Below are 26,340 nucleotides of genomic sequence, written 5' to 3'. Positions count from 1 at the left end.
CGTATCGCGGGGCCAGGCCCCTCGGATCTGTGACCCGGTTGTGACTTACCCCAACCCCACGTGCCCTCAGGCTGTTCCATTCCCCAATTATTTAACGAACTCGGCCGAAATGCCTGCGCTCGCGCACTAATTCATGCCTAAGACTTTTCGGGGCTGTCGTCCTCGGCCAGAATCCGGTACAGCGCCCGGCGCGCTTCGGTGAGTACCTCGGCCGCCTTGGCCGCCTGCTCAGGGGTGCCGGCCGCCGCCACCTGCGCCGCCGCGCCCATCAGTTGACCGATCAGGGCTCGCAGATCGATCGCCTGATCGCCCACGTCGCCTTTGACGTCGGCCCAGGGATCGCCGAGCTCGTCCCGGTTTTCGCTGACGTAGGTGGTGCCGGCTTCGGTCAGTTGCGCGGTCTTGCGACCGGCCACCTTCTCGATGAGCACCAGGCCCTCGTCCTCCAGCTGCGCGAGCGCGGGGTAGATGGAGCCCGGGCTCGGACGCCAGACATCCTCGCTGCGTTCGCGGATCTGCTGGATCAACTCGTAACCGTGCATCGGGCGTTCGGTGAGCAGCAGCAAGACCGCGGCGCGGACATCACCGCGCCGGCCGCGACCACCGCGGCCACGGCCACGCCCGAAGTGCGGGCCGAAACCGGGACCGAAGCCGCCGGGGCCGAATTCCGGACCGAAGCCGCGCCGCCCGTGCCGGGCGTGCATGTGCAGCTCGGGGCCGAATTCGCCGCCTCCGGGGCGATGCCGGCGAGCACGTCGGCCGAAGCCGCTGTTTTCGCTGTGTTCGGTGTTTCCCATGATTGCCTCCTCAGGCTTTCGTGTGTATCTCATGCTATCGACGATATATCGGCAATCTATCCAACGCAAGGTCCGCGCTGAGAATTCCCGTCCACACGACAAAAGGCGCGCCCCCCGCTGGGGGACGCGCCTCGATGGGTGATGCGGATCAGAGCGAGTCGATCCAGCCCTGGAGTCGCCTACCCTCGGCGACCATCAGATCCGGATCGCGGAACGCGTTGGTGAGCAGCGAAATACCCTGATAGGAGGCGATGAGCGCGATCGCGAGCTGCTCGGCGTCGGCGCGGCCCATGGCGTCGAACTGCCCTGCGGCCCAATCGACCAGCGCGCGCATCACCTCGCTGGCCCGGCCTTCGAGCGGATCGTCCCGCTTGTGCAGTTCCGCCGTCAGCGAACCGAACGGGCATCCGTACCGGGCCGCCAGCTCCCGCTCCTCGACCCAGCCGTCGATCAGCCGCTTCAGTCGATCCCGCGGGGAATCAAGACGATTCAGCTCCGCGGTCAGCTGGTCCAGCGTGCGGGCGTGCGCGCCGATCGCGGCCTCGATGAGCTGGTCTTTCGTCTTGAAGTAGTAGTACACATTGCCGACCGGGACATCGGCCACCCGCGCGATATCGGCGATGGTCGTCTTCTCCACGCCCCGCTCGTAGAACACGCGCACGGCGGCCTCGATCAGTCGCTCCCGCTTACCGGGCTTGGTGCCGGCCACTGAGTTGGTCACCCAACTAACTGTAGACAACACGTCGAACGTCGGCTAGCTTCTTGTTAGTCAGTCAACTAACTCAGGAGTTCGAACAATGATCGTTGTGACCGGAGCGACCGGAAACGTAGGACGGCCGCTGGTGCGGATGCTGGCCGAGGCTGGCGACAAGGTGACGGCGGTCGCGCGCACCCTGCCCACGGATCTCCCGGCGAACGCCCAGGGCGTCAGCGCCGACGTGACCGACCTCGGCACCCTCCCCCTCGCCGGCGCGGAGAAACTGTTCCTGCTCTTCGCCCCCGGCTCGTTCGCCGCCGATGTGCCCGCGATCCTCACCGCCGCAAAGGATTCCGGTGTGCGGCGGGTAGTCCTGCTGTCTTCCCAGGGCGTCGGCACCCGGCCCGGCAGCGCCTCGCACGGGCAATTCGGCAAGTCCGTCGAGATGGCGGTGCGGAATTCGGGGCTCGAGTGGACGATCCTGCGCCCCAGTGGATTCCAATCCAACACCCTCGCCTGGGCCGAGTCGGTCCGCGAGCGGCGGGTGGTCGCCGCTCCCTTCGGCGACGTCGCCATCCCCTTCGTCGATCCGGAGGACATCGCCGCCATGGCCGCGGCCGCTCTGCTGGAGGACGGCCACACCGGCCACACCTATGTGCTGACCGGCCCGGAACCGGAATCACCCCGCGACCGCACCCGCGCACTCAGCGAACTCCTCGGCGAGACAGTGTCTTTCGTCGACCAGACGCCGGAGCAAGCGCGTGCCCAAATGCTGGCATTCATGCCGCCGGAGGTAGCCGACACCACCCTGTCCATCCTCGGCGCACCCACCGCCGAGGAACTTCAGATCAGCCCCGACATCGAGCGGGTCCTCGGCCGAGCACCGCACCGCTACGCCGTCTGGGCTGCCCGCAACCTGCCCGCCTTCCGCTGAGTCCGGCCGCACGCCCCGCGAAAACCTGATGCGCACAGCAACACTCGCGCTCTAGCGTGAGCCCATGGCAATCAGCAAGAAGGGGCGGCGCAGGATCGTGGTCGGCGGCCGCGAGTACCTGTGGTGGGTCACCCAGGACAGAGACAACTATGACGCACCGGGCGCACCCACACTCAGGGTCGTTTCGACCGACAAACGTGTCCTCGTCAGCTACGTCTTGGCGCAAGCGGAGGAAGCCCGGCACGTCTTCGTCCGCGGACCGGAGTTCCGGGGAACCACCCAACCGGGTCGTAGCTATCGGTGCCCAGCGTTCGGACTTCCCGGAGAGATACGCCCGGGCAACGTCGCGGAATTCATCACCTGGTGCACGGAGCCCGGACAGTTGCCGGACGAATGCGACTGGCAGGGCAATCCCGTCGTGGCTGCGTAAGACCGAGCCGAATCCTGCGGGTACCCGGAAGCACGGCTTTCGCCGGATCCCGGGGGTAGGCGCTTCCCGGATCCCAAGCATCGCTCCCGCCGGATCCGACCAGACGACGCTCATGCCACGCCACTCAGTGCGCCGGTGATGAGACGTAGGGCCAGCTCGGCTACGTTCGCGGCGTCGAGCAGGTCGGGCAGGGTGAGGTCGAGGCCGTGGTCTCGGCGGAGGTGGTTGCACAGGTCGACCGCGTGCAGGGAGGTCATTCCCATGGTGATCAGGGGGCTGTGGCGGTCGAGGGTTTCCACGGCCGCGCCGAGCATGCGGGCGAGTTGGCGCAGGAGATAGTTCTCCAAGTCGATGTGGGCGCTGGTGGGCGGGGCCGGGGTGGGGTGACCCCCGGTGCTCCAATTGACCACTGCCGCAGGGAGACCCAGGGCGCGGCGGTGGTCGGCGAGGGCATCCAGGAAGGCATTGGATGCGGCTTCGGCGCCCGGGTGTTGCGTCGAACGGACGGCGGGCGGAGCGAGCAGGACGAAGAAATCCAAGGTCCGGGCGGAGAGTAGCCGATGCAGCGCCCAGCCACCGGCTACTTTCGCGCGCAGTGCGCGTTCGATGGCCGCGGGGGTCGGGTCGGCGCCACTCAGCTCCAGCGGGGCCGCGGCGTGCACGACCCCGGCGATCGGCGCCGAGTGGCGATCGGCGGCGTGCAGTATCCGGGCGACGGCATGTTCGTCGGCGATGTCGGCCGTGTGCTGTTCGATCGTCACCCCGGGACGCCGAAGGCGCTGGGGCACTTCGGCTTCGGCCAGCCCGGGTCCGATCAGGAGCAGTGACCGCGCGCCGCGATCGATCAACCATTGCGCGCAGTGTCCCCCGGCGCCGTCGAGTCCGCCGGTGATCACATAGGTGACCCCGGATCGGATGGCGCGGCAGATCGACTCGGGGTCCGGGCGGTAAGCGCGGTCGAGGGGGACCAGACGTGGCGCCCACCAGCGGTTCCGGCGCAGCGCCAGCCGGGTTTCGGTGGTCGCGGCCCGGGCCACGGCGGCCAGCCCGGCCGCCTCGGCCGCCGGGGTTTCCCCACTTTCGGGCAGATCGACCAGGACTACATCGCGCCGCTGATCACGACCGAGCACCGGACCGAAGCCCCAGAGCGCGGCCTGCCACGGCGCCGCGCAACGTGGATCGGGCCCCGCCGATCGAGCACCTCGGGTCACCAGGATCGTGGGTACACCCGCGGGCGTGGCTCGCGCGGTCGCCAGCGCACCGGCACACAACCCGACCGAGGTCGCCAAGACTTCGCGGGCCGAGGAATCGGCGTTCGTCCCCGAGCCCAAGGCGGCGATGTTCAGCACCGCGCGCAGCGACCGATCCGGTCCGAGGTCGGCGCGGATCTCGGCCGTCCCGGCATGCGGCGCCACGGGAAAGACCTGATGACCGGCGCGGCGCAGCGCCTCGATGACTGCCGCATCGAGCTCGGTCCCACTCTGCCGGATCAATACCCGGCCCGGTTCACCCTGCACACCACTGCCCAGTTCGACTGTCTGCCAGGCGGTCCCGAATTCGGCGATCGCAGGCTTGAACCCGATATGCGATTCGGCGTTGTGGGTCGCCGCCGCACTGCCAGCAGCAGACAGACTGCCAGAAGAAGCCACACTGCGAGCAGCCGCAGCATTGCCAGTAGCAGCGGCATTGCCAGTACCCACCGCACTGCGGGCAACCGCCGCACTGCCAGTAGCAGCCGCATTGCGGGCACTCGCCCCACTGTCGATAACCGCCCCACTGTCGACAACCGCGGCACTGTCGGTAGCCGCGGCACTGCGGGGATGGAATGGCAGCGCTCGCAGGGGTGTTTCGCGAGCGGGCGGCCGTGGGATGGTGCGGCGGCCGTGTCCGGGACCGACGCGCACGCCGGTGAGTTCGGCGATGGCAGCGCCGTTTCCGTCGTACACCGTGATGTCACCGGCGAATCCGGTGTCGTCGTTGCGCACGGCGCGCGTCCAGCACCACTGCGGACGTAGCGGGGCGGCCCGGAGGCGTACCGCGTCGATGCTTGTCAGCATCATCGGGATGTCGGCGGCGGTCGGCAGGAGGGTGTGCATCGTTTGCAGGCAGGCGTCCAGCGCGGGTACGGCGGCGTGTCCGGCCGACGCGCCGCGGAGCCGGGACACCGTTTCGCCTTGTCCGTACCAGATTTCGGCGATTCGACGGAACGCGCCGATCCACTGATTACCGGCCAGATGGTGCTGGTCGTAGAACCGTCCCCCGTCTCGGCGGCGCGGGCAACGCGCCCGCGCCTGGGCGAGAGCGGGCGGCACTGTGCCGGGCGCGGTGTCATCGGCTCGGGCCTGCGCGAGCACGCTCTCGTCGGGGCCGACGGCCAGCAACCGCCACGCGTACTGTTCGGCCTGCGCGACCATCCGCAGGGTGACCGGGCCCGTGCCCAGTGCGGACAGCGACAGCAGCTGACGAAAACGGATGTCGCGCAACGTGATCTCCTCGGCGCCCGACAGCTCCCGGGCGGCGGCGTGCCACAGCTCGAGATAGGCCGCGCCGGACAGCACCGGCAGACCGGCGACGAGATGGCCGAGCAGGTATCGGTGCCGGCGGTCGAACGTACACGGCCATTCCAGCCGATCCGGGCGCGGCTGAGTGGCGACGCCGAGTGTGGGTGGCACGAACTCCGCCGGTGCGGCGGCAGCACCGCTGAACGGAGGTAAGGGCTCGGCGGCGGAATCGGTCTGCGGTGTGGTCATCGGTCCATCCGTTCCTCGACGGGGTGGGTGCGGCATCCGGCACAGTGCCGGTGTCGGGTGGACCGACCATAAATTCCGCGCACCGCCGTGTTCACCACATCGCCGGGCGGCCATTCGACCGCCGGAAAGCGATGTCGCGCTGGACGTTTACTCGGGTCCAAAACCGCGTGGTATTCGCGATCCAACAAAAGTTGGGGTGCGCGGCGGCGGCTCAGGCCAGCCCGGCGACCGAGAGCAGCGCGGTGAGCTCGCGGCGCACCAGATGGTGGTCGCGACGGGACAACCGTTGCAGGGTCCGGTGCACCAGCCAGTCGTAGCGGATGTCCTCCGGGCAGGCTTGACAAGCCCGTTGCAGAGCGACCACCGCGGAGGTGTCGTCACCGAGCAGCCCGTAGACGTGCGCGATGGTGGTGTAGTAGCGGACTCGCTGTTCGATCGAGGCGGTGTCGGCCAATTCCACCTGCGCGGCCAGGCGCACCGCGTCGCTGAGCCGGCCGAGCCGCACCGCGATATCGATCTCGGCGATGGCTACCTCGGCGACCCCGAACCAGACGTCGCGCCGCTCCGGAGCTTCGGGGTCCAGCCCGGCCGCGGTCTCCCTCGCGGCCGTCACCAAATCCTGGCTGCCGATCGAATCACCTACGCCCGCCGCGCCGTACGCCGCGACCAGCTGCAACGCGCCGAGCACCGACCGGCCCGCGCGCACCGACGCCAGCCGGCGCGCGGCGGCCAGCGCGTAATCCCGGCATTCGGCGTGATATCCGAGATTGTTCAGCGCCGCGGCGACATGCCAGGCGCTGACCGCGACCAGGATCGGCTGCTTCGCATCGGCGAAGATGCCGACCGGGCGGTCGGCCACCAGCCACGCGAGGTGGTAGTCACCGACGCGGGTGAGCAGGAAGCGGGCCAGGTGATAGGACTCGGCCAGCAGCAGGCCCGCGTCGTGCGCCGACCCGCTCGCGGTGGTCCGGGTCGCCGCCCGCAGCGAACGCGCGGATCGCAGCACCAGGGGCAGCTGGGTGGTGAGGCGGGTGTAGCGGTCGGGTGCGCCGAGCCAGGAGCTCCAGCACTGTTCGAGCGCGGCGCGCACCTGCTCCGGCGGCGGTGGCGGCCCGGGGGTTTCGACCCCGAACGCCCGCGCGGTCGGGTGATCCATGATCGCGTGGTTCAGCGAGGTCAGCGCGGGCGCGATGTCCCGCGCGGCCGACCGGCTCGAGGTGGGATGCCCGAGCAGCGCGGTCGGGTCATCCAGGTGCAGCACTTCGGCCATGCGGTAGAGCGCGGCGATGCTGTCGAGTTCGCGATGCCCGCGCTCGATCTGCCGCAGCCATTCCTCGCTGCGACCGGCCAACTGCGCTACGACCCGGCGAGAAAGCCCGAGTCTGCGCCGCCGGATCTCGATCCGCTCGCCGACGGTGAGCGGCCGCCCGGTGGTTGCCACGTCAAGTCCTTCCTCGCGGGCGCCCAGGACGGCTGAGCGCCTCGGCTGGGCGGGACTTGTGGCCAACGGTATCCGAAACACGTTCGCCTCGTTGAGCTTTCAGCACGCGCACAGCACCGTGCCCGGTAATCGCCCGGTGCGCCGCCCGCCCGCGAGCACCGGCACCCCACCCACGATCACGTCGTCGATCCCGGTGGCCGGTTCGCGCGGCGCGGCGTAGGTGGCGCGGTCCCGCACGGTGTGCGGGTCGACGACCACGAGGTCCGCGGCCTTGCCACGAACCAGGACACCCCGGTCGGTGAGGCGGAACCGCGCGGCCGGACGAGCGGCCAGGTGCTCGCCGGCCTGTGCCCAGGTCCAGTCGCCGAGTTCGCGGCAATGCCGGGCGAGCATCCGCGCGAACGCGCCGTAACCCCGCGGGTGCGGCCGACCGCCCAGGTAGATGCCGTCCGAACCGCCCATGTGGGCTTCGTGACGCAGCAGGCAGCGCACCGAATCCTCCAGCGCGCGTTCCGGATAGTCGAAAACGATGCCCACATCCAGCCCCGACTCGACCAGCACGTCCGCACAGAACACGGCGGGACGAACACCGGCCCACGCCGCCGCGCGGTCGAGCGGTAAGCCTTCGGCCCACCGATATCGGGCGGCCGGGACGTGGGCGAGAATGAACGCGGACCAGAGACTGTCGTCGATCTGGGTGTCGAGCAGTTCCCGGACGGCACGATCCGACAGCGCCTCGAGGGTGCCGTCCAAATCGGCGGTGGCCAGCCAATCCGGCAGCATTTTGGCCAGAATGCTGCAACCGCGGAGATACGGATAGGTGTCGAAGGTGACATCTTGTCCGGTCGCACGCGCGGTATCGACCAGTCCCGCCAGCATCTCCCCCGGCCCGTGGTAGTGCGAAATGTGCACGGCGGCACCACTGATCCGGCCGACCGCACACGCCTCCGACATGCCTTTGTCGGCGGCGTCGCCGTAGGTGCGCATGTGCGTGACATACGGCAGACCCCGCCGCGCCGCCGGTACGCAGACCGCACCCAGCTCCTCCGCGTCCGCGAAACGCCCTGGGAGATAACCCAATCCGGAAGAAACACCCACCGCGCCCTGTTCCAGGCCCTGCTCGGTGAGCGCGACCATCGCGGCCAGCTGCTCCGCGTCCGGAGGTAGCGGCGAACCACCCATGACGCTGTAGCGAACCGTCCCGTGCGGCACCAGATACGCGGTGTTGATCGCGGTGGTGTGCTGATAGCAGGCCATTAACTCCGCGACCGTCACACCGTTGCCCGAGTAGGCCGCCAGGGTGGGTGCAGGCCCGTTGACCGCGGCGAAATAGCGTGCGACCCAGCGCAATGCGGCCGGCGAGGCCGGGGCGAAGGACAGACCGTCCTGGCCCAGCACGAATGTCGTCACCCCTTGGCGCAGCGCCGCGAGCTGGACCTGCGGGTCCAGTACCGCGTTCTCGCCGTGGACGTGCGCATCGATGAAACCCGGCAGGACGTAGCGCCGCGTCGCGTCCACCTCCGCCCTGGCCCGCGCGGCTCCCAGGTCGCCGATGTCGCGGATCCGGCCGTCGGCGATCCCGATATCGGCTCGATAGCCGGGCCTTCCGGTGCCGTCGAAGACGATGCCGCCACGCACCAGGACATCGAATGTCACGTTATTGCCGACAGTTTGGCGGTTGGTCACGCCCTGGAAACTGGAAGCTGTTGGGGGTGGCCCATTGCCGGGCAAGGTGGGTACGGTGAGGGGGTGACCACGGTAGTCCGGCAGGTACTGGTCAGCGAACTGACCAGCGCCGACACCATGCGCGATCCAATTGCCCTTTACCGCCAGGTCTTTCGGCTCTGTACCGCCGATCCCGCGCCCAGTCCGCGCCTGCTCGTGTCGCTGGTCCGTAACGGCGGAATTGCTGTCGGAGCCTACCTGGACGGGGAATTGGTCGGCTTCAGCTACGGTTTTCCGGGCCGCGCCCCGATCGGGCACCTCGACGCGCAACGGGCCTACCACTACATGGAATTGCTTGTGGTGCGGCCGGATTGCCAGAACTCCGGCATCGGGCGCACCCTCATGCACCAGGTGCGTGCTATCGCGATACGCCGTGGGCTGCAACGAATCTACTGGGCCTACGATCCGCTGCGCGCCGCCAACGCGCACTTCTACCTCGATGTCATCGGGGCCTGCGGTTACGAATTCATCGACAACATGTATGGCGTCGAGGACACCGGACGCGACCGCGGCTTCCCGACCCACCGCATCGTCGCCCGCTGGGATCTGGACGCACCCGCTCGGCACTGGCCCCAACCCCCGACCGGACTCGTGCTCGGCGCCCCGGTCCCCGACCACATCGTCGACTTCGACTCGATGCTGCTCGCCATCCCGGAGGACTGGGAATACCGCTCCGCCACCCCCGCACTGCATCACGACCTGTGCGCGATCGTGCGCGACCTGATGGCCGGCGGGTATCGGGCGGTTTCCTGCCGGCGGACCGGTGACGGGCGGGCGGTCTATCGACTCGTCTGCGGCCCACTCACCGCGGGCCACACTTATCCCCTGTGAGTACCGGCAGCCGCCCGGAATCAGCCATGTCGCATCGCCCCCGATCGCGTCCACGACGTGTTCGAAACACCAACGGTACGCGGGTTTTCCGGCGCATGGCCAGCTGACCGGCTCGCGCCGGACGGCAGCAAACCCTCAGCCGATATCGATGGGATCGATCTGCACGCGCAACGGTGCTTCGGAACGATGGGTACTGCGCACGGCCTGCGCGGTGGTGAGCGCTTTCGCGAGAGCGGCGCCCGAGCGACGGTGCACGCGCAAGAGCATGCGCTCGACTTCGGCGGGATCGTCGCCGCTGGAGAAGGGTTTGCGCGCGCCGGGCGGCAGCGGGACCGGGCCGAGGACCTGCACATCATCGGGAAGCTCTGCGTTGGAGAGCAATTCGGCGATCGATTCGGTGGTGCCGTCGACGGCGGCCAGCCGCACGGCGGGCGGGAACCCGACCTCGGTGCGGCCCTCGACCTCGAGCCGGGCGTGCCCGATCGGATCCCAGCGGATCAGCGCCTGCACCGTCGGGACGGCGGGTTCGGCCATCACGATCACCTGACCCCGGGCGCGAACCAGGGCGGCGGCGGCCATCCAGCGGCGCAGCGCGTCCTCGGCGGCGCGCAGATCCGCGCGGCCGAGCAGCGCCCAGCCATCGAGCAGCAACGCCACCGCATAGCCGCCGCGGATCAGCGGTTCGGCCCCGACGGTGGCCACCACGACTTGGGGTCCGGGCTCGAGCGTATCGAGGACGGTGCCGCCGCCGGAACCGCGGATCGGCACCCCGGGGAATGCCCGGCCGAGTTCTTCCGCGGTGCGCACCGCGCCGATCACCACCGCGCGCAAGGCCCGCGAAGCACAGGCCGGGCATCGGTAGGCGGCTTCGACGATGCCGCACCAGCGACAGCTCGGACTGTGCGCTTCGTCGGCGCGCGGTCCCTGCGGTAACGCCAACGGCCCATTGCAGTGCCGGCAGCGGGCGGGCGTGCGGCATTTGGCACACGACAGGGCGGGGACATAGCCGCGGCGCGGTACCTGCACCAGGACCGCCGCGCCTTCCTTCAAGGCGGCTCGGGCCGCCGCGAACGCGATACCCGGGATGCGGATCGCGTTGGCGATCGGATCGCGCTCCAGCGCCCAGTCACTGTCACCGGGCGCGCTGATCCGGGGCGTGGCCGCCCGCAACACGTCGCGATCGGCGACCAGGTCATGGGCCCAGCCGGAGTCCACCACCGCCTGGATCTCCGCGGTCCGGGCGAAACCGGCGGCCACGAACGCCACTCCGCTCTCGTGTGCCCGCAGCATCGCCACTTCCCGCGCATGCGGATACGGCGCGCGCGGCTCGGCGTAGGTGTCGTCGCCGTCATCCCATATCGCGATCAGCCCGAGGTCCCGCGCCGGTGCGAAGACAGCGGCCCGGGTGCCCACCACGATCCGCGCGGTCCCCCGCAGCACCGACAGCCACCGCCGATACCGCGCCGAGGGCCCCAATCCCGCGGACAGGCCTACCGCCGAATCCCCCACCAGGCGAACACATTCGGCGAGCAACCGATCCAGATCCCGCTGATCCGGCACCAACAGCAGCGCAGTGCGTCCGGTCGCCACCACCGTCGCCGCCAGCTCGGCCAGTCGCGCCGCCCAATCCTCCCCCGGCAACGCCTGCCACGCGGCCCGCACCCCCTTGCCCCGGCTCAGCGCCGAAACGAACGCCTCGCCATGCGCGTACCGGCTCCAGGCAGCGGGATCTATTGCCGCGAGTGTCGGCTGCTCTGGATCACCCGAAGGCTGTGCCGCTACGCGCTCAGGCCCTGTCTCTGACATGCTCGCGGGTTCATGCCGGGCCTCGAGCGCACTGTCCGGTCTGCCCGCAGGTTCGTGTCGGACCCCCGACGCACTCTCCGGCCTGCCCACGGGTTCTTGCCGGACCCCCGACACACTGTCCGGCCTGCCCACGGGTTCTTGCCGGACCCCCGACACACTGTCCGGCCTGCCCACGGGTTCTTGCCGGACCCCCGACGCACTGTCCGGCCTGCCCGCAGGTTCCTGCCCGACCCCCGACGCATTCTCCGGCCTGCCCGCAGGTTCTTGCCCGACCCCCGACGCACTACTCTCCGGCCTGCCCGCGGATTCCGGTTTTGCCGCCCAAGTACTGCGCGCAGGCAGACCGGAATGTGCTTCAGCCCCGCCGAAATCCGCTGCCGCACCGCGCGATTCCGTGGGCTCGGCAGCATCTCCGGCATCGTCCGCATCCAGATTCACGGGCGCTGCCGCAGCGGCCTTCTTCCCGGCCTTCGGCTTCTTGCCGGTCTCCGCGCCCGCGTGCCGCGGTGGGATGGCAAGGCGCAGAACGTCGGCGCGGGTACCCGCGTATCGGGCCGCTACAGCGACCGCGAGGCGCAGGATCTCCGGGGTGAGGACGCGCTCGGGCGAGACCACCCGTTCGAGTTTGACGAGTTTGCCTGTGTGCTCGGACTTCTCGAGACGCTCCAGCAGATAGCCGTCCACGAGGCGGCCCGCGAACCGCAGCCGCACCCGCACTCCCGGTTGCGCGATCTCGTCGAACTCCGGCGGCACCAGGTAATCGAAGTCTCGATCCAGATGGGCAGGCGACAACAGCGGGAGCACCCGAGCGATCGGGGGTCCCGCTGTTGTCGTTGTCGTATCCGCGATCTCGTCCACGCGGCCTGTGTTTTTAGAGTCCGGCGGCGGCGCGCAGCTTCTCCGCGCGATCGGTCCGCTCCCACGGCAGATCCACGTCGGTACGGCCGAAGTGACCGTAGGCCGCGGTGGGTGCGTAGATCGGGCGCAGCAGATCCAGATCGCGGATGATCGCGCCCGGGCGCAGATCGAAAACCTCGGCGATGGCGGCCGAGATCTTGCTCGGGTCGATCTTCTCGGTGCCGAAGGTCTCGACGAACAAACCGACCGGAGCCGCCTTGCCGATGGCGTAGGCGACCTGCACCTCGACGCGCTCGGACAACCCGGCCGCGACGACGTTCTTGGCGACCCAGCGCATGGCGTAGGCGGCCGAGCGGTCCACCTTCGACGGGTCCTTACCGGAGAACGCGCCGCCGCCGTGGCGGGCCATGCCGCCGTAGGTGTCGACGATGATCTTGCGGCCGGTCAGGCCCGCGTCACCCATCGGGCCACCGAGGACGAACTTGCCGGTCGGGTTGACCAGCAGGCGTACCTCGGCGGTGTCCAGCGGATTCGGCAGTTCCAGGTCGGCCAGCACGGACTCCAGCACCTTTTCCCGGATATCGGGCGCGAGCAGATTGTCCAGGTCGATATCGGCGGCGTGCTGGGTCGACACGACGACGGTGTCCAGGCGGACCGGCTTGTCGCCGTCGTATTCGATGGTGACCTGGGTCTTGCCGTCCGGACGCAAGTACGGCAGCACGCCCGACTTGCGCACCTCGGTCAGGCGCCGGGACAGCCGGTGCGCGAGCGCGATCGGCAGCGGCATCAATTCGGGGGTGTCGGTGGTGGCGTAGCCGAACATCAGGCCTTGATCGCCCGCGCCCTGCTTCTCGATCTCGTCATCGGAGCCGCCGACGCGCGCCTCGTGCGAGGTGTCCACGCCCTGGGCGATATCCGGCGACTGCGCGCCGATGGCGATATTGACGCCGCAGGAGTTCCCGTCGAAACCCTTTGCGGAGGAGTCGTATCCGATCTCCAGGATCTTCTCGCGCACGATGTGCGGGATGTCGGCGTAGGCGGAGGTGGTGACCTCGCCCGCGACGTGAACCTGTCCGGTGGTCACCAGGGTTTCCACCGCGACGCGACTGCGGGGATCCTCGGCGAGCAACGCGTCGAGGATGGAATCGCTGATGGCGTCACAGATCTTGTCCGGATGACCTTCGGTCACGGACTCACTGGTGAATAGGCGGCTGCCAGTCGTGCGCACAGTTGTTCCCTCTCCCTCAACGGGTCGTATTCGGATCACGGCGATTCAGCGATGCTCGCACACCGCAATCCTTCTCAGACTATTCCAAACCATCGACACGGCGATCCAGGTCGGACCGCTGTCAGGAGACTATTCGGTGAACCGTCGTCTCCGGCGCAGCATTTGCCGCGTTCGTATCGATCGCGCCGGGCTCGGCCACAGATCGTTAATTGCTCAGCGAGTCAACGACGTTCGCAGGGGCAACATCGACATCGCTGGTATCTCGACAACATCCGCGCCTACTTCCGTAGCAGCGGGCCGAGGGCGTCCAGCACCCGGCTCGCCAGCAGCGCCTTGGAACCATGGTCGAGAGCCTGTTCCGTACCGTCGGCCCCGAGTAGCCAGCCGTCGTTGGTGTCCACCTCGAACGCCTTGCCCTCGCCGACGGCGTTGACCACGAGCAGGTCGCAGCCCTTGCGCGCCAGCTTGGCTCGCGCGTGGGTGAGCACGTCGCCGTGTTCGTCGCCGGTCTCGGCGGCGAATCCGACGATCGCGGTATCGGTCAGCCGGCCGTCGCGGCGTGCCTGCACCAGACCGGCCAGGATGTCCTCGGTCTTGGTGAGCTCGATGACGTCGGGCTCGCCGGCGCCCTTCTTGATCTTGGCCGCGGCCACGCTGGTCGGCCGGAAATCGGCCACCGCCGCCGCCATGATCACCGCGTCCGCGCCGACGGCGTGCTTGTCGACGGCGGTCTTGAGCTGTTCGGCGGTGGTCACGTGCACCAGTTCGACGGCCGCGGGCGCCGCCATCTCGATCGTGTTGCCCGCGATCAGCGTCACCTGCGCGCCGCGCTGGGCGGCCACGCGCGCGAGCGCGTATCCCTGCTTGCCGGAGCTGCGATTGCCGAGAAAACGCACCGGATCCAGCGGTTCCCGGGTACCGCCCGCGGTGATCACCACGCGACGGCCTTCGAGATCACGCGGAATGGCGTCGGCGCGTTCCTGCAGCAGCGAGGCCAGCGCGAAGATCTCCTCGGGCTCGGGTAGCCGCCCGGCGCCGGTGTCGGCGCCGGTGAGCCGCCCGTGCGCGGGCTCCATGACGATCGCGCCGTGCTTGCGCAAGGTGGCGACGTTCTCCTGGGTCGCGGGATGCTCCCACATCTCGGTGTGCATCGCGGGCGCGAACAGGATCGGGCAGCGCGCCGTGAGCAGGGTGGCGGTGAGCAGGTCGTCGGCGCGGCCCTGCGCGGCACGAGCCATCAGGTCGGCGGTGGCCGGGGCGATCACCACGAGATCCGCCTCCTGGCCGAGCCGCACGTGCGGAACCTCGGGCACATCGCTGAAGACATCGGTGTGCACCGGGTTCCCGGACAACGCCTCGAAGGTCGCCTTGCCGACGAATTCCAGCGCCGAGGCGGTGGGGATCACCCGGACCTGATGGCCGGTCTCGGTGAACCGCCGGACCAGCGCGCACGCCTTGTACGCGGCGATTCCGCCGCCGACTCCGACGACGATGCGTGGCCCACCCGTTTCCTGGCCACCGCCTCTCACCGAATCGCTACGCGATGCTGTAGACAATGGCCCCTCCGGCTGCCTGATCAACGGACACGATCTTCTGGGAGGCTATTCGCCTTCGGAGTGCTCGAGCAGATCGGAGTGGATCTCGCGCATGGCGACCGAGAGCGGCTTCTCCTGCAGACCCGGCTCGACGAGCGGGCCGACGTATTCGAGGATGCCGTCACCGAGCTGGTTGTAGTAGTCGTTGATCTGACGCGCGCGCTTGGCCGCGTAGATGACCAGGGCGTACTTGGACGACGTGCGCTCGAGCAGCTCGTCGATCGGCGGGTTGGTCAGGCCGATCGGAGTGTCGTACGCGGGCACAACTTTGGTGTCGCTCACTAGGGAGGCTCCTGGGAGGTAGTCGATGGAAATCGGCGGGTTCTTCGAGCGGTCACGCGAAAGGGCGGAGCCTATCTCGAATTTGTGCTAACGAACAAGGATACCAACTGCTCGCAGGCGCTGGTCACCTCGTCGTTCACGATGACTATGTCGAACTCGTCACAGGCGGCCATCTCGATCCGCGCCGTGCTGAGCCTGCGCTCGATGACCTCCGGTGTCTCGGTGCCGCGCGACACGAGCCGGGAGACCAGTTCATCCCAGCTCGGCGGGGCGAGGAACACCAGTGTCGCCTCGGGGATCGCCTTGCGCACCGAGCGCGCGCCTTCCAGGTCGACCTCCACGAGTACGGGCAATCCCGCTGTCATGGCCTCCCGTACCGGGGCCGCCGGGGTGCCCGAACGCTGCAACCCGCCATGGATGTCCGCCCATTCGAGCAATTCGCCCGCCTCGATCATGGCGTCGAACTCGGCTCGGGACACGAACCGGTAGTCGCGGCCGTCGACCTCCCCGGGCCGGGGGGCCCGGGTAGTCGCGGACACACTGAAGACCAGTTGCGGCAGACGTTCCCGCACGCACCGCACGACCGTGGACTTACCCACGGCCGAGGGGCCGACCAGTACAACCAGTCGACCCTTCCGCGTGTGTTCGATCACCCTGGTAATCAGGAGGCGTCGAAGTCGAATCGCTGCAGCAGCGCCTTGCGCTGCCGGTCGCCCAGCCCGCGCAGACGCCGCGTGGGGGCGATCTCCAGCTCGCTCATGATTTCGGCAGCCTTGACCTTGCCCACCTTCGGCAGGGCCTCGAGCAGAGCCGACACCTTCATCTTGCCGAGAATCTCATCGGTCTCGGCATCCTTGAGGACGCTCTTCAGGTCGGTGCCGCCGCGCTTCAAGCGCTCCTTGAGCTCCGCCCGAGCGCGGCGAGCGGCAGCCGCCTTCTCCAAAGCAGCGGCGCGCTGCTCGTCAGTCAGCTGGGGAAGGGCCACGGTTCCTCCGTCTCATCGTTTATTGCATCAACTCCTGCCAGTAACCCGGCAGTCTCAGCGACCGTACCCACGTCCGCCCGCGATTGCGAACCCACCCCCCAGGTCAGCGCATGATTCGCCGATGTCGTAAGGGTGTGCGCGCGTGGATGCGAAGGACGCCCCGGTCACGCTGGCGATCTTGCTGGCAGAACGCCGAAAAGCATTGGTACCAGCGGGTTTTCATGGACAAGCCGGGTTAGCGGGATAGTTGCGACGCCCGGTTTCGGCCGCGTAGCAAACCGTCACGCGCGCGACCAGGAAGTTTCTCGAATTTTTCCGCGTGTCGCCGCTTTCACCCGCGTGTCGGATCGAACACTTGTCCACGGGGCCGATGTAACGTCCGGGCTTCTCGATACGGTCCACATCACAAGTCATCGGTTCATCCAACGATCGGAATTCCATTGCGTATCACGGCACGAACCCTCCCCCTGTACCTCGCGGCTCCGCTCATGGCGGCCGCACTGACCGGCCTCGCGCCCGGCACGGCAAGTGCCGCGCCAGGGCCCGACGGATGCGAAGGCTCGATGAACGCGGGCTTCGCCTACAACGGCGTCTGCAAGGGCGGCGAAGGCATGTACCGGCTGGAGGTCGACTGCTTCGGCTACAGCCTCAACCCGCCGGCGCTCGGCCCCTACACGGTGCGCCAGGATCTGCCGGTCGGCCAGGCCGGGACCGTCGGCTGTTTCGGCCCGAACTGGTCCAGCGCCGGGTGGGGCTCCGGCGGGCGAATCTTCCGGCTCTAGGTCACAAACCTCTGACGGCGTCCAGAACTCGTTCTGGACGCCGTCAGAGGCCGGTACGGGGGCACTGCGCGCGGGTTACCCGCGCAGGAAAGCGAAATCCTCTTGCAGCGCACTCACTTTGGCGCGCAGCGACGCGACGGTGGGACCGTCGCGCAGGACTTCCCGGGATACATTCGGCACCACCAGCGGCAGCACCGATTCGGGCACGAGCGCCCGAATCGACTCCGCGCCACCGCCCTGCGCGCCGACGCCGGGCATGAGAATCGGTCCGTTCAGCGCGGACAGATCCGGCGCCTCGGTGAGCGTCGCGCCGACGACGACCCCGACCGAACCCATGTCCCGGCCCGCGTTGCGCTGCGCGCACTCGTCGACAATGGTCTGGGCGATGCTGCGGCCATCCGCACCCCGCGCCCCCTGCACTTGCGCCCCTTCGGGATTGGAGGTCGCGGCCAGCACGAACAAGCCGCGACCGTTGTGCTCGGCCAGCTCCAGCGCCGGTGCCAGCGAACCGAATCCGAGATACGGCGACACAGTCAGTGAGTCCGCGCCGAGCGGGCCGTTGCCGAGCCACGCGCGAGCGTAGGCGTCCATGGTGGAGCCGATATCGCCGCGTTTGGCGTCGGCCAGCACCAGGGTGCCCGCGTCGCGCAGATCCGCGATGGCGTGTTCGAGCACGGCGACGCCGGCGGAACCATAGGCCTCGAAGAACGCCACCTGCGGTTTGACCAGCGCGACGGTGCCGATGAAGGCGTCCACGCACAGCTCGGTGAACTTCGCGAGCCCGTCCACATCATCGGTCAGACCCCAGGACCGCAACAGCGGCGGATGCGGATCGATACCGACGCAGACCGGGCCGAACTGCCGCATCGCCTGTTGCAAGCGGTATCCAAAGGTAGCCATGGTTCTCCTGAATCAGACCGATTACCAGCACATCACTTCACGCGCAACCGTGCCCCACGGAGGGAGCCTTACGACCGACCGTTCGCGGCCGTCTCGCTTCCGAGCGGTCGAAGCGCACGCGCCGAAGGCGCGAGTCTCGACCGCTCGGAAGCGAGACATCAATGGCCGCGAACACGCAGCGCCGCAGGCGCTGCCAACATTTCAGCCCCGCAGCTTGGAGTGCAGTTCTTGCAGGGAACGCACACCGATACCGCCGTTGATGCCGGCCTCGATGCCCTGCACGGCCGCGGCCGCACCCTGCACCGTGGTGATGCACGGGATGTTCGCGCCCACCGCGGCGGTGCGGATCTCGTAACCGTCCACGCGGGGACCGGAGTTGCCGTACGGGGTGTTGAACACCATGTCGATCGCACCGTCGCGGATCATCTCCACGATGGTCGGCTGAGTGCCGCCTTCCGCGTCCGCCGCGATCTCCGGGTCCGAGTGCTTGCGCACCTGCTCGCACGGAATGCCGTTGCGGCGCAGCATCTCCGCGGTGCCCTCGGTGGCGAGGATGCGGAAACCCAGGTCGTGCAGGCGCTTCACCGGGAACACCATGGCGCGCTTGTCCCGGTTGGCGATGGAGACGAACATCGTGCCCTCGGTGGGCAGCGAACCGTAGGCCGCGGCCTGCGATTTGGCGAAGGCGGTGCCGAAGTCGGCGTCGATGCCCATGACCTCACCGGTGGACTTCATCTCCGGGGAGAGCAGCGAATCGACGCCGCTGCCGTCGGCACGCTTGAAGCGGTGGAAGGGCAGCACCGCTTCCTTGACCGCGACCGGCGCGTCGAACGGGACGTGCCCGCCGTCGCCCTCGGGCGGCAGCATGCCTTCTTTGCGCAGCTCGGCGATGGTGGCGCCCATGGTGATTCGGGCCGCCGCCTTGGCCAGCGGGACCGCGGTGGCCTTGGAGACGAACGGAACCGTCCGGCTGGCACGGGGATTCGCCTCGAGCACGTAGAGCACGTCGTCCTTGAGCGCGTACTGCACGTTCAGTAGGCCCTTGACGCCGATGCCCTTGGCCAGCGCCACCGTGGAGCGGCGGACGGCCTCGATATCGCTGCGGCCCAGGGTGATCGGGGGCAATGCGCAGGCCGAGTCACCGGAGTGGATACCGGCCTCCTCGATGTGCTCCATCACGCCGCCGAGGTAGACCTCGTCGCCGTCGCACAGCGCGTCGACATCGATCTCGATGGCGTCTTCCAGGAACCGGTCGATCAGCACCGGGCGATCCGGGCTGATCTCGGTCGCACGGGAGATATAGCCCTCCAGCGACTTCTCGTCGTAGACGATCTCCATGCCGCGGCCGCCCAGGACGTAGGACGGGCGCACCAGCACCGGGTAGCCGATCTCGTTGGCGATCTTCTTGGCCTGCGGGAAAGTGGTGGCCGTGCCGTACTTCGGGGCGGGCAGGCCCGCGGCCACCAGCACGTCGCCGAACTCGCCGCGGTCCTCGGCCAGGTCGATGGCGGCGGCGCTGGTACCGACCACGGGGACGCCGGCGTCGGTCAGTTGCTGCGCGAGCCCGAGCGGGGTCTGGCCGCCGAGCTGGACGATCACGCCCGCGACCGTGCCCGATTCGCATTCCGCGTGGTAGACCTCGAGCACGTCCTCGAAGGTCAGCGGCTCGAAGTAGAGACGGTCCGCGGTGTCGTAGTCGGTGGAGACGGTCTCCGGGTTGCAGTTGACCATCACGGTCTCGTACCCGGCGTCCGACAGCGTCAGCGCCGCGTGCACACAGGAGTAGTCGAACTCGATGCCCTGCCCGATCCGGTTCGGGCCGGAACCCAGGATCAGCACCTTGTCCCGCTCCCGCTGCGGCGCCACCTCGGATTCCGCGGCGGGGTCGAGCTCATAGGCCGAGTAGTGGTACGGGGTCTTGGCCTCGAACTCGGCGGCACAGGTGTCGACGGTCTTGTACACCGGACGCACACCGAGGCGGTGGCGTAGCGCGCGCACACCGGTCTCCCCCGCCAATTCCGGTCGCAGCGCGGCCAATTGACGATCGGACAGGCCGTAGTGCTTGGCGCGGCGCAGCAGTTCCTCGTCCAGCACAGGGGCGTCGAGGATCTCCTGGCGCAACTCCACCAAGCCCGCGACCTCGGCGACGAACCACGGGTCGATACCGGAGGCCTTGGCGACCTCCTCGATGCTCGCGCCGTAGCGCAGGGCCCGTTCGACCTGGTAGATCCGGCCTTCGGTGGGGGTGCGCAGGTCGTCGAGGATCTTCTCGATCGCCGCGCGGACATCGCCGTGCTCACCCGCCCCGTCGGCTACGCCTCCTGCCGTCCCCCCAGCGACCGGAGCCCACTGCGCGTCGTCCTGGGTCCAGAAGCCCGTGGCCTTGGTCTCCAGCGAGCGCAGCACCTTGCCGAGCGCCTCGGTGAAGTTGCGGCCCAGCGACATCGCCTCGCCGACCGACTTCATGGTGGTGGTCAGCGTCGCGTCGGCGCCCGGAAACTTCTCGAACGCGAACCGCGGCGCCTTCACGACCACATAGTCGAGCGTGGGCTCGAAGCAGGCCGGGGTTTCCTTGGTGATGTCGTTGACGATCTCGTCCAGGGTGTAGCCGATGGCCAGCTTCGCGGCGATCTTGGCGATCGGGAAACCCGTCGCCTTGGAAGCCAGGGCGGACGAGCGCGAGACGCGCGGGTTCATCTCGATGACGATCAGGCGGCCGTCGGCCGGGTCCACCGCGAACTGGATGTTGCAGCCGCCGGTGTCGACGCCGACCTCGCGCAGGATGGCGATGCCCAGATCGCGCATCTTTTGGTATTCACGGTCGGTGAGGGTCATGGCAGGGGCGACGGTGACCGAGTCGCCGGTGTGCACGCCCATCGGGTCGACGTTCTCGATCGAGCAGACGATGACCACGTTGTCGTTGCGGTCGCGCATGAGCTCGAGCTCGAATTCCTTCCAGCCCAGGATGGATTCCTCGATCAGCACGTTCGCGGTGGGCGAGGCGGCCAAGCCGCCGCCGGCGATGCGATCGAGATCCTCGTGGTTGTAGGCCATGCCCGAACCGAGCCCACCCATGGTGAACGAGGGGCGCACGACCACCGGGAAGCCGAGGTCGGCGACGGTTTCGCGGACCTCGTCCATGGTGAAGCAGACCTTGGAGCGCGCGGATTCGCCGCCGACCTTGGCGACGATGTCCTTGAACTTCTGCCGATCCTCACCCCGCTGGATGGCTTCGAAGTCGGCGCCGATCAGCTCGACGTTGTACTTCTCCAGCACACCGTGCTCGTGCAGTGCGACCGCGCAATTGAGCGCGGTCTGCCCGCCCAGGGTGGCCAGGATCGCGTCCGGGCGCTCCTTGGCGATGACCTTCTCGACGAACTCCCAGGTGATCGGCTCGACATAGGTCGAGTCGGCGAACTCGGGATCGGTCATGATGGTCGCCGGGTTCGAGTTGACCAGCGACACGCGCAGGCCCTCGGCCTTGAGCACGCGGCACGCCTGGGTCCCGGAGTAGTCGAACTCGCAGGCCTGGCCGATGACGATCGGGCCCGAGCCGATCACCAGGATGTGCTTCAGATCCTCGCGGCGGGGCATCAGGCTCCTTCCATGAGACCGGCGAAACGGTCGAAGAGATAAGCGGCGTCGTGGGGGCCGGCGGCGGCCTCCGGGTGGTACTGCACGGAGAACGCGCGGCCCGCTACCAGCTGCACGCCCTCGACGGTGCCGTCGTTGGCGCAGACATGGCTGATCTCGGCCTTGCCGAACGGGGTGTCGAACTGCTCGCCCCGCTCGCCTTCCAGGGCGAAGCCGTGGTTCTGCGCGGTGATCGAGATGCGGCCGGTGCGGTGCTCGACGACCGGGATGTTGATGCCGCGGTGGCCGAACTTCATCTTGTAGGTGTCACGGCCCAGCGCCCGGCCCAGGATCTGGTTGCCGAAGCAGATGCCGAACAGCGGCAGGCCCTCGGAGAGAACGCCCTGGGTGAGCGCGACCGCGCCGTCCTGAGTGGCCGGGTCGCCCGGACCGTTGGACAGGAAGACGCCGTCCGGGCGCAGTTCCTTGATCTGATCCAGGGTGGTGTTGGACGGGACCACATGCACCCGCATGCCGCGCTCGGCGAACATGCGCGGGGTGTTGGTCTTGATGCCCAGGTCGACCGCCACGACGGTGAAGCGGTGATCGGCAGTGCCTTTCCCGCCCACCGCCCCGCCGGCCTCGATGGTGTAGATCTCGTCGGTGCTGACCTCCTCGGCCAGGTCCGCGCCGAGCATCGAGGGCTGGCCGGTGACGCGCGAGATCAGCTGGTCGGCGTCGGCCAGGGCGGGGCCGGAGAAGATGCCCGCCTTCATCGACCCGCGGCTGCGCAGGTGGCGGACCAGGGCGCGGGTGTCGACGCCCGCGATGCCGACCACGTTCTGACGCCGCATTTCCTCGGGCAGCGTGGTGGTCGCGCGCCAGTTGGAGGCCCGGCGGGCCGGGTCACGCACGACATAACCGGCGACCCAGATCTTGCCGGACTCGTCGTCCTCGCCGTTCCAGCCGGTGTTGCCGATCTGCGGGGCCGTGGCCACCACGATCTGGCGGTGGTAACTGGGGTCGGTCAAGGTCTCCTGGTAGCCGGTCATCGCGGTGCAGAACACCGCCTCGCCCAGGGTTTCGCCCAGCGCGCCGTAGGCCGTGCCGCGGAACACGCGACCGTCCTCCAGCACGAGAGCGGCAGATTCTGTCTTCGTCACTCGTCGTCTCCCGTCGATTTCCTGGCCCACGCCGGGTACACCGTCTTGTCGTCTCCTCGGAAACCGGTATCGATCTCGGTTCCGGTCGGCAGCTTCCAGCGAATTACCAGCACACCATCTTCCGTCATTACCTTGCCCGCGTGACCGCGCTCGGTCCGCACCGCGGTGATGGACTCCTGCGGAATCCAGAGCGCCGTGGCGCCGCCGCGTTCGAGCAGGATTCCCTTGTCGAACCGGGTCAGTTCCGCGGTGGCGCGGAAACCCAGGTCGCCGACCGCGATCCGGTCCTGCCAGCTGGGCGCGAAGGTACTGCCCAGGTAGAGGCCGGTGGTCGGTTCCAGCACCTGCGCGCCGAGGTCGGCGGGGACCCGCGGCAGTTCACCGATGCGTTCGGCTTGGCGGGCGGCCCGCTTCCGCCAGCTCCGGTACATCAGCCACAGCGCCAGCGCGAACAGCGCCAGGCAGCCGATGACCCACAGCGTTCTCTCCATCTAGCCCACTCCGTCTGATCGGCGACGCGCGTCGGACCCCGCGTGGTCGCGCCGCGCTACCGCATCCGGGCCCTGAACTCGCGTCGCGGGCTTGCCATCACGTGCGGTGACCCGGCCGCGCAACAGCGTCGCCGTCACCTTCGCCGGGAAGGTCATGTCCTCGAACGGCGTGTTGTTGGAGATGCTGGCGAGTTCCTTCGCCCGCACCGTCCAGCTCGCGTCCGGGTCGATCAGGGTGAGGTTGGCGGGCTCGCCCACCTCGATCGGACGGCCGTGCTCGTCCAGACCGACGATCGCCGCGGGCTGCTCGCTCATCACCCGCGCGACACCGCGCCAGTCCAGCAGGCCGGGCTCGACCATGGTCGACACGATGATCGACAGCGCCGTCTCCAGGCCCAGCATGCCGGGGCGGGCCGCGGAGAACTCGCAGCACTTGTCCTGTTCGGCATGCGGGGCGTGGTCGGTGGCGACACAGTCGATGACACCGTCGGCCAGGGCCTGGCGCAGGGCGGCGGCATCGGAGGCCTCGCGCAGTGGCGGGTTGACCTTGTTGACCGCGTCGTAGGTTTCCAGGCGCGAATCGTCGAGCAGCAGATGGTGCGGCGTGACCTCGGCGGTGATCGAAATACCCTGGGACTTGGCCCATTTCACCAGCTCCACGGTGCCCGCGGTGGAGGCGTGGCAGATGTGCACGCGCGCGTTCGCGTCGCGGGCGAGCAGGGCGTCGCGGGCCACGATGGACTCCTCCGCGGCGCGCGGCCACCCGGCCAGGCCGAGTCTGGCGGCGGTCGGGCCCTCGTGCGCCACCGCGCCCTCGGTGAGGCGTGGCTCCTCCGCGTGCTGAGCGATGAGTACGCCCAGGGAGGTCGCGTATTCCAGGGCGCGGCGCATGATCAGCGGGTCGTAGACGCAGTGGCCGTCGTCGGAGAACATCCGGACCTGACCGACACCCGCGGCCATGGTGCCCATTTCCGCGAGTTGCTTGCCCCGCAAACCGACCGTGACCGCGCCGACCGGATAGACGTCGACCAGCCCGACTTCCTGACCGCGCCGCCACACATGATCGGTGACGACGTGCGAGTCGGCGACCGGGCTGGTGTTGGCCATCGCGAACACCGCGGTGTAGCCACCGAGAGCCGCTGCGGCGGAACCGGTTTCGATCGTCTCGGTGTCCTCGCGACCGGGTTCGCGCAGATGCGTGTGCAGGTCGACGAAACCGGGCAGCAGGATCTGGCCCTGGGCGTCGATGACCTCGGCGTCGGTGGTGAGGCCGGTGCCGATCTCGGCGATCACGCCGTCGCGAACCAGCACGTCGACCGGGTCACCCTCGCCGTAGGGCCGAACGCCCCTGAGCAGCAGTTCCATCGGGCCGCCTTTCTGAGTCATGCGACTGCCTCCTGGGTGCCGACCAGCAGGCGGAACAGCACCGCCATGCGCATGTGCACACCGTTGGTGACCTGTTGCAGAATCGCCGCCCGCGCCGAATCCGCAACGGCGGGGGCGATTTCCATGCCGCGCAGCATCGGACCCGGGTGCAGGACCACGGTGTGCTCGTCGAGCATCGCCATCCGGCGTTCGCTGAGGCCGTAGTTGACCGAGTACTCGCGCGGCGACGGGAAGAACCCGCCGTTCATCCGCTCCTGCTGGACGCGCAGCATCATCACCGCGTCGGCGCCCGGCAGTTCCGCGTCGAGCGAGTTCGCGACACGGCAGGGCCAGGATTCGACGCCGATCGGCAGCAGTGTGCGCGGCGCGACCAGGGTCACCTCGGCGCCGAGCGTGCCGAGCAGGAAGACATTCGAGCGGGCGACCCGGCTGTGCAGGATGTCGCCGACGATCACGACCCGCTTGCCCTCCAGGTCACCGAGCCGCTGACGCAGGGTGAGCGCGTCCAGCAGCGCCTGGGTCGGGTGCTCGTGCATACCGTCACCGGCGTTGATGATCGCGGGACCCTGGCGGTTTTCCTGCGCCGCCCAGGCGTCCATCCAGCGGGCGATCTGATGGGCCGCACCCGAAGCCGGATGCCGGACGATCAGCGCGTCCGCGCCCGCCGCGTGCAAGGTCAACGCGGTGTCGCGCAGCGATTCACCCTTGGAGACCGAGGACGAACTGGCGCTGACGTTGATCACGTCCGCGCTCATCCACTTACCGGCCACCTCGAAGGACACGCGGGTGCGCGTGGAGTTCTCGTAGAACACCGTCATCACGGTGCGGCCGCGCAACGTGGGCAGCTTGTGCACTTCGCGGCCCAGCAGCGCCTGCTCGAAGCGTTCGGCTTCGTCCAGGAGTGCGACCGCGGCGGCACGATCCAAAGCGGTAACGCTCAGAAGATGCCTCACGCCTCCACCTCGCTGACGCTCAGTTCCGGCGTGCGCCACGGCTGCACTGCGTCGCTACGCTCCCTCACTGGGCCTCAGCCTCCTGACGCAGGTAGACGCCGTCGCGGCCGTCGTGTTCGGTGAGCAGGACCGAAATGTCTTCCGAGCGGGAGGTGGGCACGTTCTTGCCCACGAAATCGGCGCGGATCGGGAGTTCGCGGTGGCCGCGGTCGATCAGCACCGCCAGCTGGACCGAGCGGGGGCGGCCCAGGTCGCGCAGGCCGTCCAGGGCCGAACGCACGGTGCGGCCGGAGAACAGCACGTCGTCGACGAGCACGACCAGCGCGTCCTCGATGCCGCCCTCGGGTACCGAGGTGCGCTCCAGCGGGCGATGCGGGCGGGTCCGCAGATCGTCGCGGTAGAGGGTGATGTCGAGCGAACCGAGCGCCGGGCGGACACCGGAGAATTCCTCGATCTTCTCGGTCAGCCGCGCCGCCAGGGTGGTGCCGCGCGTGGGAATGCCGATCAGCACCACACGCGGGGCGCCGGGATCGTCGGAATCCAGGGCGGTCTTTTCGATGATCTGATGCGCGATACGCGCGATGGTCCGACTCACGTCAGACGGCGACAGTAGCTCGCGCCCCGTCGCCACCCACTCGGGGGTATGCCGTTGCGATTGCTCGCCGGACTTGGCGGCCCGATCTCCAGGGACAGCCATGCCGACCTCCTTCCCCGCCTCACTGAACGGTCCGTT

General features: G+C 68.7%; 22 protein-coding genes. 4 read left to right on the top strand and 18 right to left on the bottom strand.

Going from position 1 to position 26,340, the window contains the following annotated elements:
• Positions 1-137 precede the first annotated feature (137 nt).
• Entirely contained in the window at positions 138-797 is a 660-nt protein-coding gene (locus BJ987_RS18065) for a PadR family transcriptional regulator (protein WP_209891279.1), read from the bottom strand.
• Positions 798-945: 148 nt separating this feature from the next.
• The gene (locus BJ987_RS18060) at positions 946-1,518 is read right to left on the bottom strand and encodes a TetR/AcrR family transcriptional regulator (protein ID WP_307869661.1); all 573 of its coding nucleotides are present in this window, start codon (positions 1,516-1,518) and stop codon (positions 946-948) included.
• Positions 1,519-1,594: 76 nt separating this feature from the next.
• On the opposite strand from BJ987_RS18060, the gene BJ987_RS18055 reads away from it, so the two are divergent.
• A complete protein-coding gene (locus tag BJ987_RS18055; RefSeq protein ID WP_209891277.1) occupies positions 1,595-2,428 on the top strand; it encodes an NAD(P)H-binding protein in 834 nt (277 codons plus the stop codon).
• A 64-nt stretch (positions 2,429-2,492) separates the two neighbouring features.
• Complete coding sequence (locus tag BJ987_RS18050; protein WP_209891275.1) at positions 2,493-2,858, top strand: hypothetical protein; 366 nt, start codon at positions 2,493-2,495, stop codon at positions 2,856-2,858.
• Positions 2,859-2,968: 110 nt separating this feature from the next.
• Here the strand turns inward: BJ987_RS18050 and BJ987_RS18045 are convergent, their stop codons facing one another.
• The 3 genes from BJ987_RS18045 to BJ987_RS18035 all read right to left on the bottom strand — a co-directional run bounded on the left by BJ987_RS18045 (position 2,969) and on the right by BJ987_RS18035 (position 8,735).
• Positions 2,969-5,608: a KR domain-containing protein gene (locus BJ987_RS18045; RefSeq protein WP_209891272.1), complete on the bottom strand. Its 2,640-nt coding sequence runs from the start codon at positions 5,606-5,608 to the stop codon at positions 2,969-2,971.
• Between the two features lie 211 nt (positions 5,609-5,819).
• Positions 5,820-7,049, bottom strand: a complete 1,230-nt coding sequence (locus BJ987_RS18040; RefSeq protein WP_209891269.1) for a helix-turn-helix domain-containing protein — start codon at positions 7,047-7,049, stop codon at positions 5,820-5,822.
• Between the two features lie 99 nt (positions 7,050-7,148).
• The gene (locus tag BJ987_RS18035) at positions 7,149-8,735 is read right to left on the bottom strand and encodes an N-acyl-D-amino-acid deacylase family protein (protein WP_209891266.1); all 1,587 of its coding nucleotides are present in this window, start codon (positions 8,733-8,735) and stop codon (positions 7,149-7,151) included.
• 63 nt (positions 8,736-8,798) lie between these two features.
• Between BJ987_RS18035 and BJ987_RS18030 the strand changes: the two genes are divergently transcribed.
• Positions 8,799-9,605 carry a GNAT family N-acetyltransferase gene (locus tag BJ987_RS18030; RefSeq protein ID WP_209891263.1) on the top strand — a complete coding sequence of 269 codons (807 nt, stop codon included), beginning with the start codon at positions 8,799-8,801 and terminating at the stop codon, positions 9,603-9,605.
• 135 nt (positions 9,606-9,740) lie between these two features.
• Here the strand turns inward: BJ987_RS18030 and BJ987_RS37330 are convergent, their stop codons facing one another.
• From BJ987_RS37330 to mihF, 6 genes are all read right to left on the bottom strand, one after another.
• Entirely contained in the window at positions 9,741-12,260 is a 2,520-nt protein-coding gene (locus BJ987_RS37330) for a primosomal protein N' family DNA-binding protein (protein WP_307869900.1), read from the bottom strand.
• A 22-nt stretch (positions 12,261-12,282) separates the two neighbouring features.
• Complete coding sequence (gene metK, locus BJ987_RS18020; protein ID WP_209891260.1) at positions 12,283-13,497, bottom strand: methionine adenosyltransferase; 1,215 nt, start codon at positions 13,495-13,497, stop codon at positions 12,283-12,285.
• 278 nt (positions 13,498-13,775) lie between these two features.
• Positions 13,776-15,053, bottom strand: coding sequence for a bifunctional phosphopantothenoylcysteine decarboxylase/phosphopantothenate--cysteine ligase CoaBC (gene coaBC, locus BJ987_RS18015; protein WP_372446874.1), 1,278 nt, complete (start codon positions 15,051-15,053; stop codon positions 13,776-13,778).
• A 45-nt stretch (positions 15,054-15,098) separates the two neighbouring features.
• Entirely contained in the window at positions 15,099-15,374 is a 276-nt protein-coding gene (gene rpoZ, locus BJ987_RS18010; protein ID WP_194813991.1) for a DNA-directed RNA polymerase subunit omega, read from the bottom strand.
• A gap of 71 nt (positions 15,375-15,445) precedes the next feature.
• Positions 15,446-16,027 carry a guanylate kinase gene (gene gmk, locus BJ987_RS18005; protein WP_209891254.1) on the bottom strand — a complete coding sequence of 194 codons (582 nt, stop codon included), beginning with the start codon at positions 16,025-16,027 and terminating at the stop codon, positions 15,446-15,448.
• Between the two features lie 8 nt (positions 16,028-16,035).
• The gene (gene mihF / locus BJ987_RS18000; protein ID WP_209891251.1) at positions 16,036-16,359 is read right to left on the bottom strand and encodes an integration host factor, actinobacterial type; all 324 of its coding nucleotides are present in this window, start codon (positions 16,357-16,359) and stop codon (positions 16,036-16,038) included.
• 440 nt (positions 16,360-16,799) lie between these two features.
• On the opposite strand from mihF, the gene BJ987_RS17995 reads away from it, so the two are divergent.
• Positions 16,800-17,141 (top strand): hypothetical protein, encoded by a 342-nt coding sequence (locus tag BJ987_RS17995; RefSeq protein ID WP_209891247.1) that lies wholly within the window; start codon positions 16,800-16,802, stop codon positions 17,139-17,141.
• Between the two features lie 75 nt (positions 17,142-17,216).
• On the opposite strand, the gene pyrF is transcribed toward BJ987_RS17995, so the two are convergent.
• The 7 genes from pyrF to pyrR all read right to left on the bottom strand — a co-directional run bounded on the left by pyrF (position 17,217) and on the right by pyrR (position 26,304).
• Positions 17,217-18,041 carry an orotidine-5'-phosphate decarboxylase gene (gene pyrF / locus BJ987_RS17990; protein ID WP_209891244.1) on the bottom strand — a complete coding sequence of 275 codons (825 nt, stop codon included), beginning with the start codon at positions 18,039-18,041 and terminating at the stop codon, positions 17,217-17,219.
• A 201-nt stretch (positions 18,042-18,242) separates the two neighbouring features.
• Positions 18,243-21,635, bottom strand: coding sequence for a carbamoyl-phosphate synthase large subunit (carB, locus tag BJ987_RS17985; protein ID WP_209891241.1), 3,393 nt, complete (start codon positions 21,633-21,635; stop codon positions 18,243-18,245).
• Entirely contained in the window at positions 21,635-22,777 is a 1,143-nt protein-coding gene (gene carA, locus BJ987_RS17980) for a glutamine-hydrolyzing carbamoyl-phosphate synthase small subunit (protein WP_209891238.1), read from the bottom strand. Before carA ends, carB begins: the two co-directional genes overlap by 1 nt.
• Entirely contained in the window at positions 22,774-23,268 is a 495-nt protein-coding gene (locus BJ987_RS17975; protein WP_209891235.1) for a PH-like domain-containing protein, read from the bottom strand. The genes carA and BJ987_RS17975 overlap by 4 nt, the downstream gene beginning before the upstream one ends.
• On the bottom strand, positions 23,269-24,633 hold the full coding sequence (locus tag BJ987_RS17970) for a dihydroorotase (RefSeq protein WP_245367185.1): 1,365 nt from the start codon (positions 24,631-24,633) through the stop codon (positions 23,269-23,271).
• A gap of 17 nt (positions 24,634-24,650) precedes the next feature.
• A complete protein-coding gene (locus tag BJ987_RS17965; protein WP_209891232.1) occupies positions 24,651-25,607 on the bottom strand; it encodes an aspartate carbamoyltransferase catalytic subunit in 957 nt (318 codons plus the stop codon).
• Positions 25,608-25,671: 64 nt separating this feature from the next.
• Positions 25,672-26,304 (bottom strand): bifunctional pyr operon transcriptional regulator/uracil phosphoribosyltransferase PyrR, encoded by a 633-nt coding sequence (gene pyrR, locus BJ987_RS17960; RefSeq protein WP_245366023.1) that lies wholly within the window; start codon positions 26,302-26,304, stop codon positions 25,672-25,674.
• Between the last annotated feature and the right edge of the window lie 36 nt (positions 26,305-26,340).

It is taken from the genome of Nocardia goodfellowii, from assembly GCF_017875645.1.
Taxonomy (GTDB): Bacteria; Actinomycetota; Actinomycetes; order Mycobacteriales; family Mycobacteriaceae; genus Nocardia; species Nocardia goodfellowii.
This window is presented reverse-complemented; position numbering and strand designations above follow the sequence as displayed.

Coding starts and splice junctions, on each gene's coding strand:
- BJ987_RS18045 (WP_209891272.1), bottom strand. CDS start 5,608: ATGACCACACCGCAGACCGATTCCGCCGCCGAGCCCTTACCTCCGTTC.
- BJ987_RS17970 (WP_245367185.1), bottom strand. CDS start 24,633: ATGGAACTGCTGCTCAGGGGCGTTCGGCCCTACGGCGAGGGTGACCCG.
- pyrF (WP_209891244.1), bottom strand. CDS start 18,041: ATGGCTACCTTTGGATACCGCTTGCAACAGGCGATGCGGCAGTTCGGC.
- BJ987_RS18065 (WP_209891279.1), bottom strand. CDS start 797: ATGGGAAACACCGAACACAGCGAAAACAGCGGCTTCGGCCGACGTGCT.
- BJ987_RS18055 (WP_209891277.1), top strand. CDS start 1,595: ATGATCGTTGTGACCGGAGCGACCGGAAACGTAGGACGGCCGCTGGTG.
- BJ987_RS17975 (WP_209891235.1), bottom strand. CDS start 23,268: ATGGAGAGAACGCTGTGGGTCATCGGCTGCCTGGCGCTGTTCGCGCTG.
- carB (WP_209891241.1), bottom strand. CDS start 21,635: ATGCCCCGCCGCGAGGATCTGAAGCACATCCTGGTGATCGGCTCGGGC.
- pyrR (WP_245366023.1), bottom strand. CDS start 26,304: ATGGCTGTCCCTGGAGATCGGGCCGCCAAGTCCGGCGAGCAATCGCAA.
- BJ987_RS18050 (WP_209891275.1), top strand. CDS start 2,493: ATGGCAATCAGCAAGAAGGGGCGGCGCAGGATCGTGGTCGGCGGCCGC.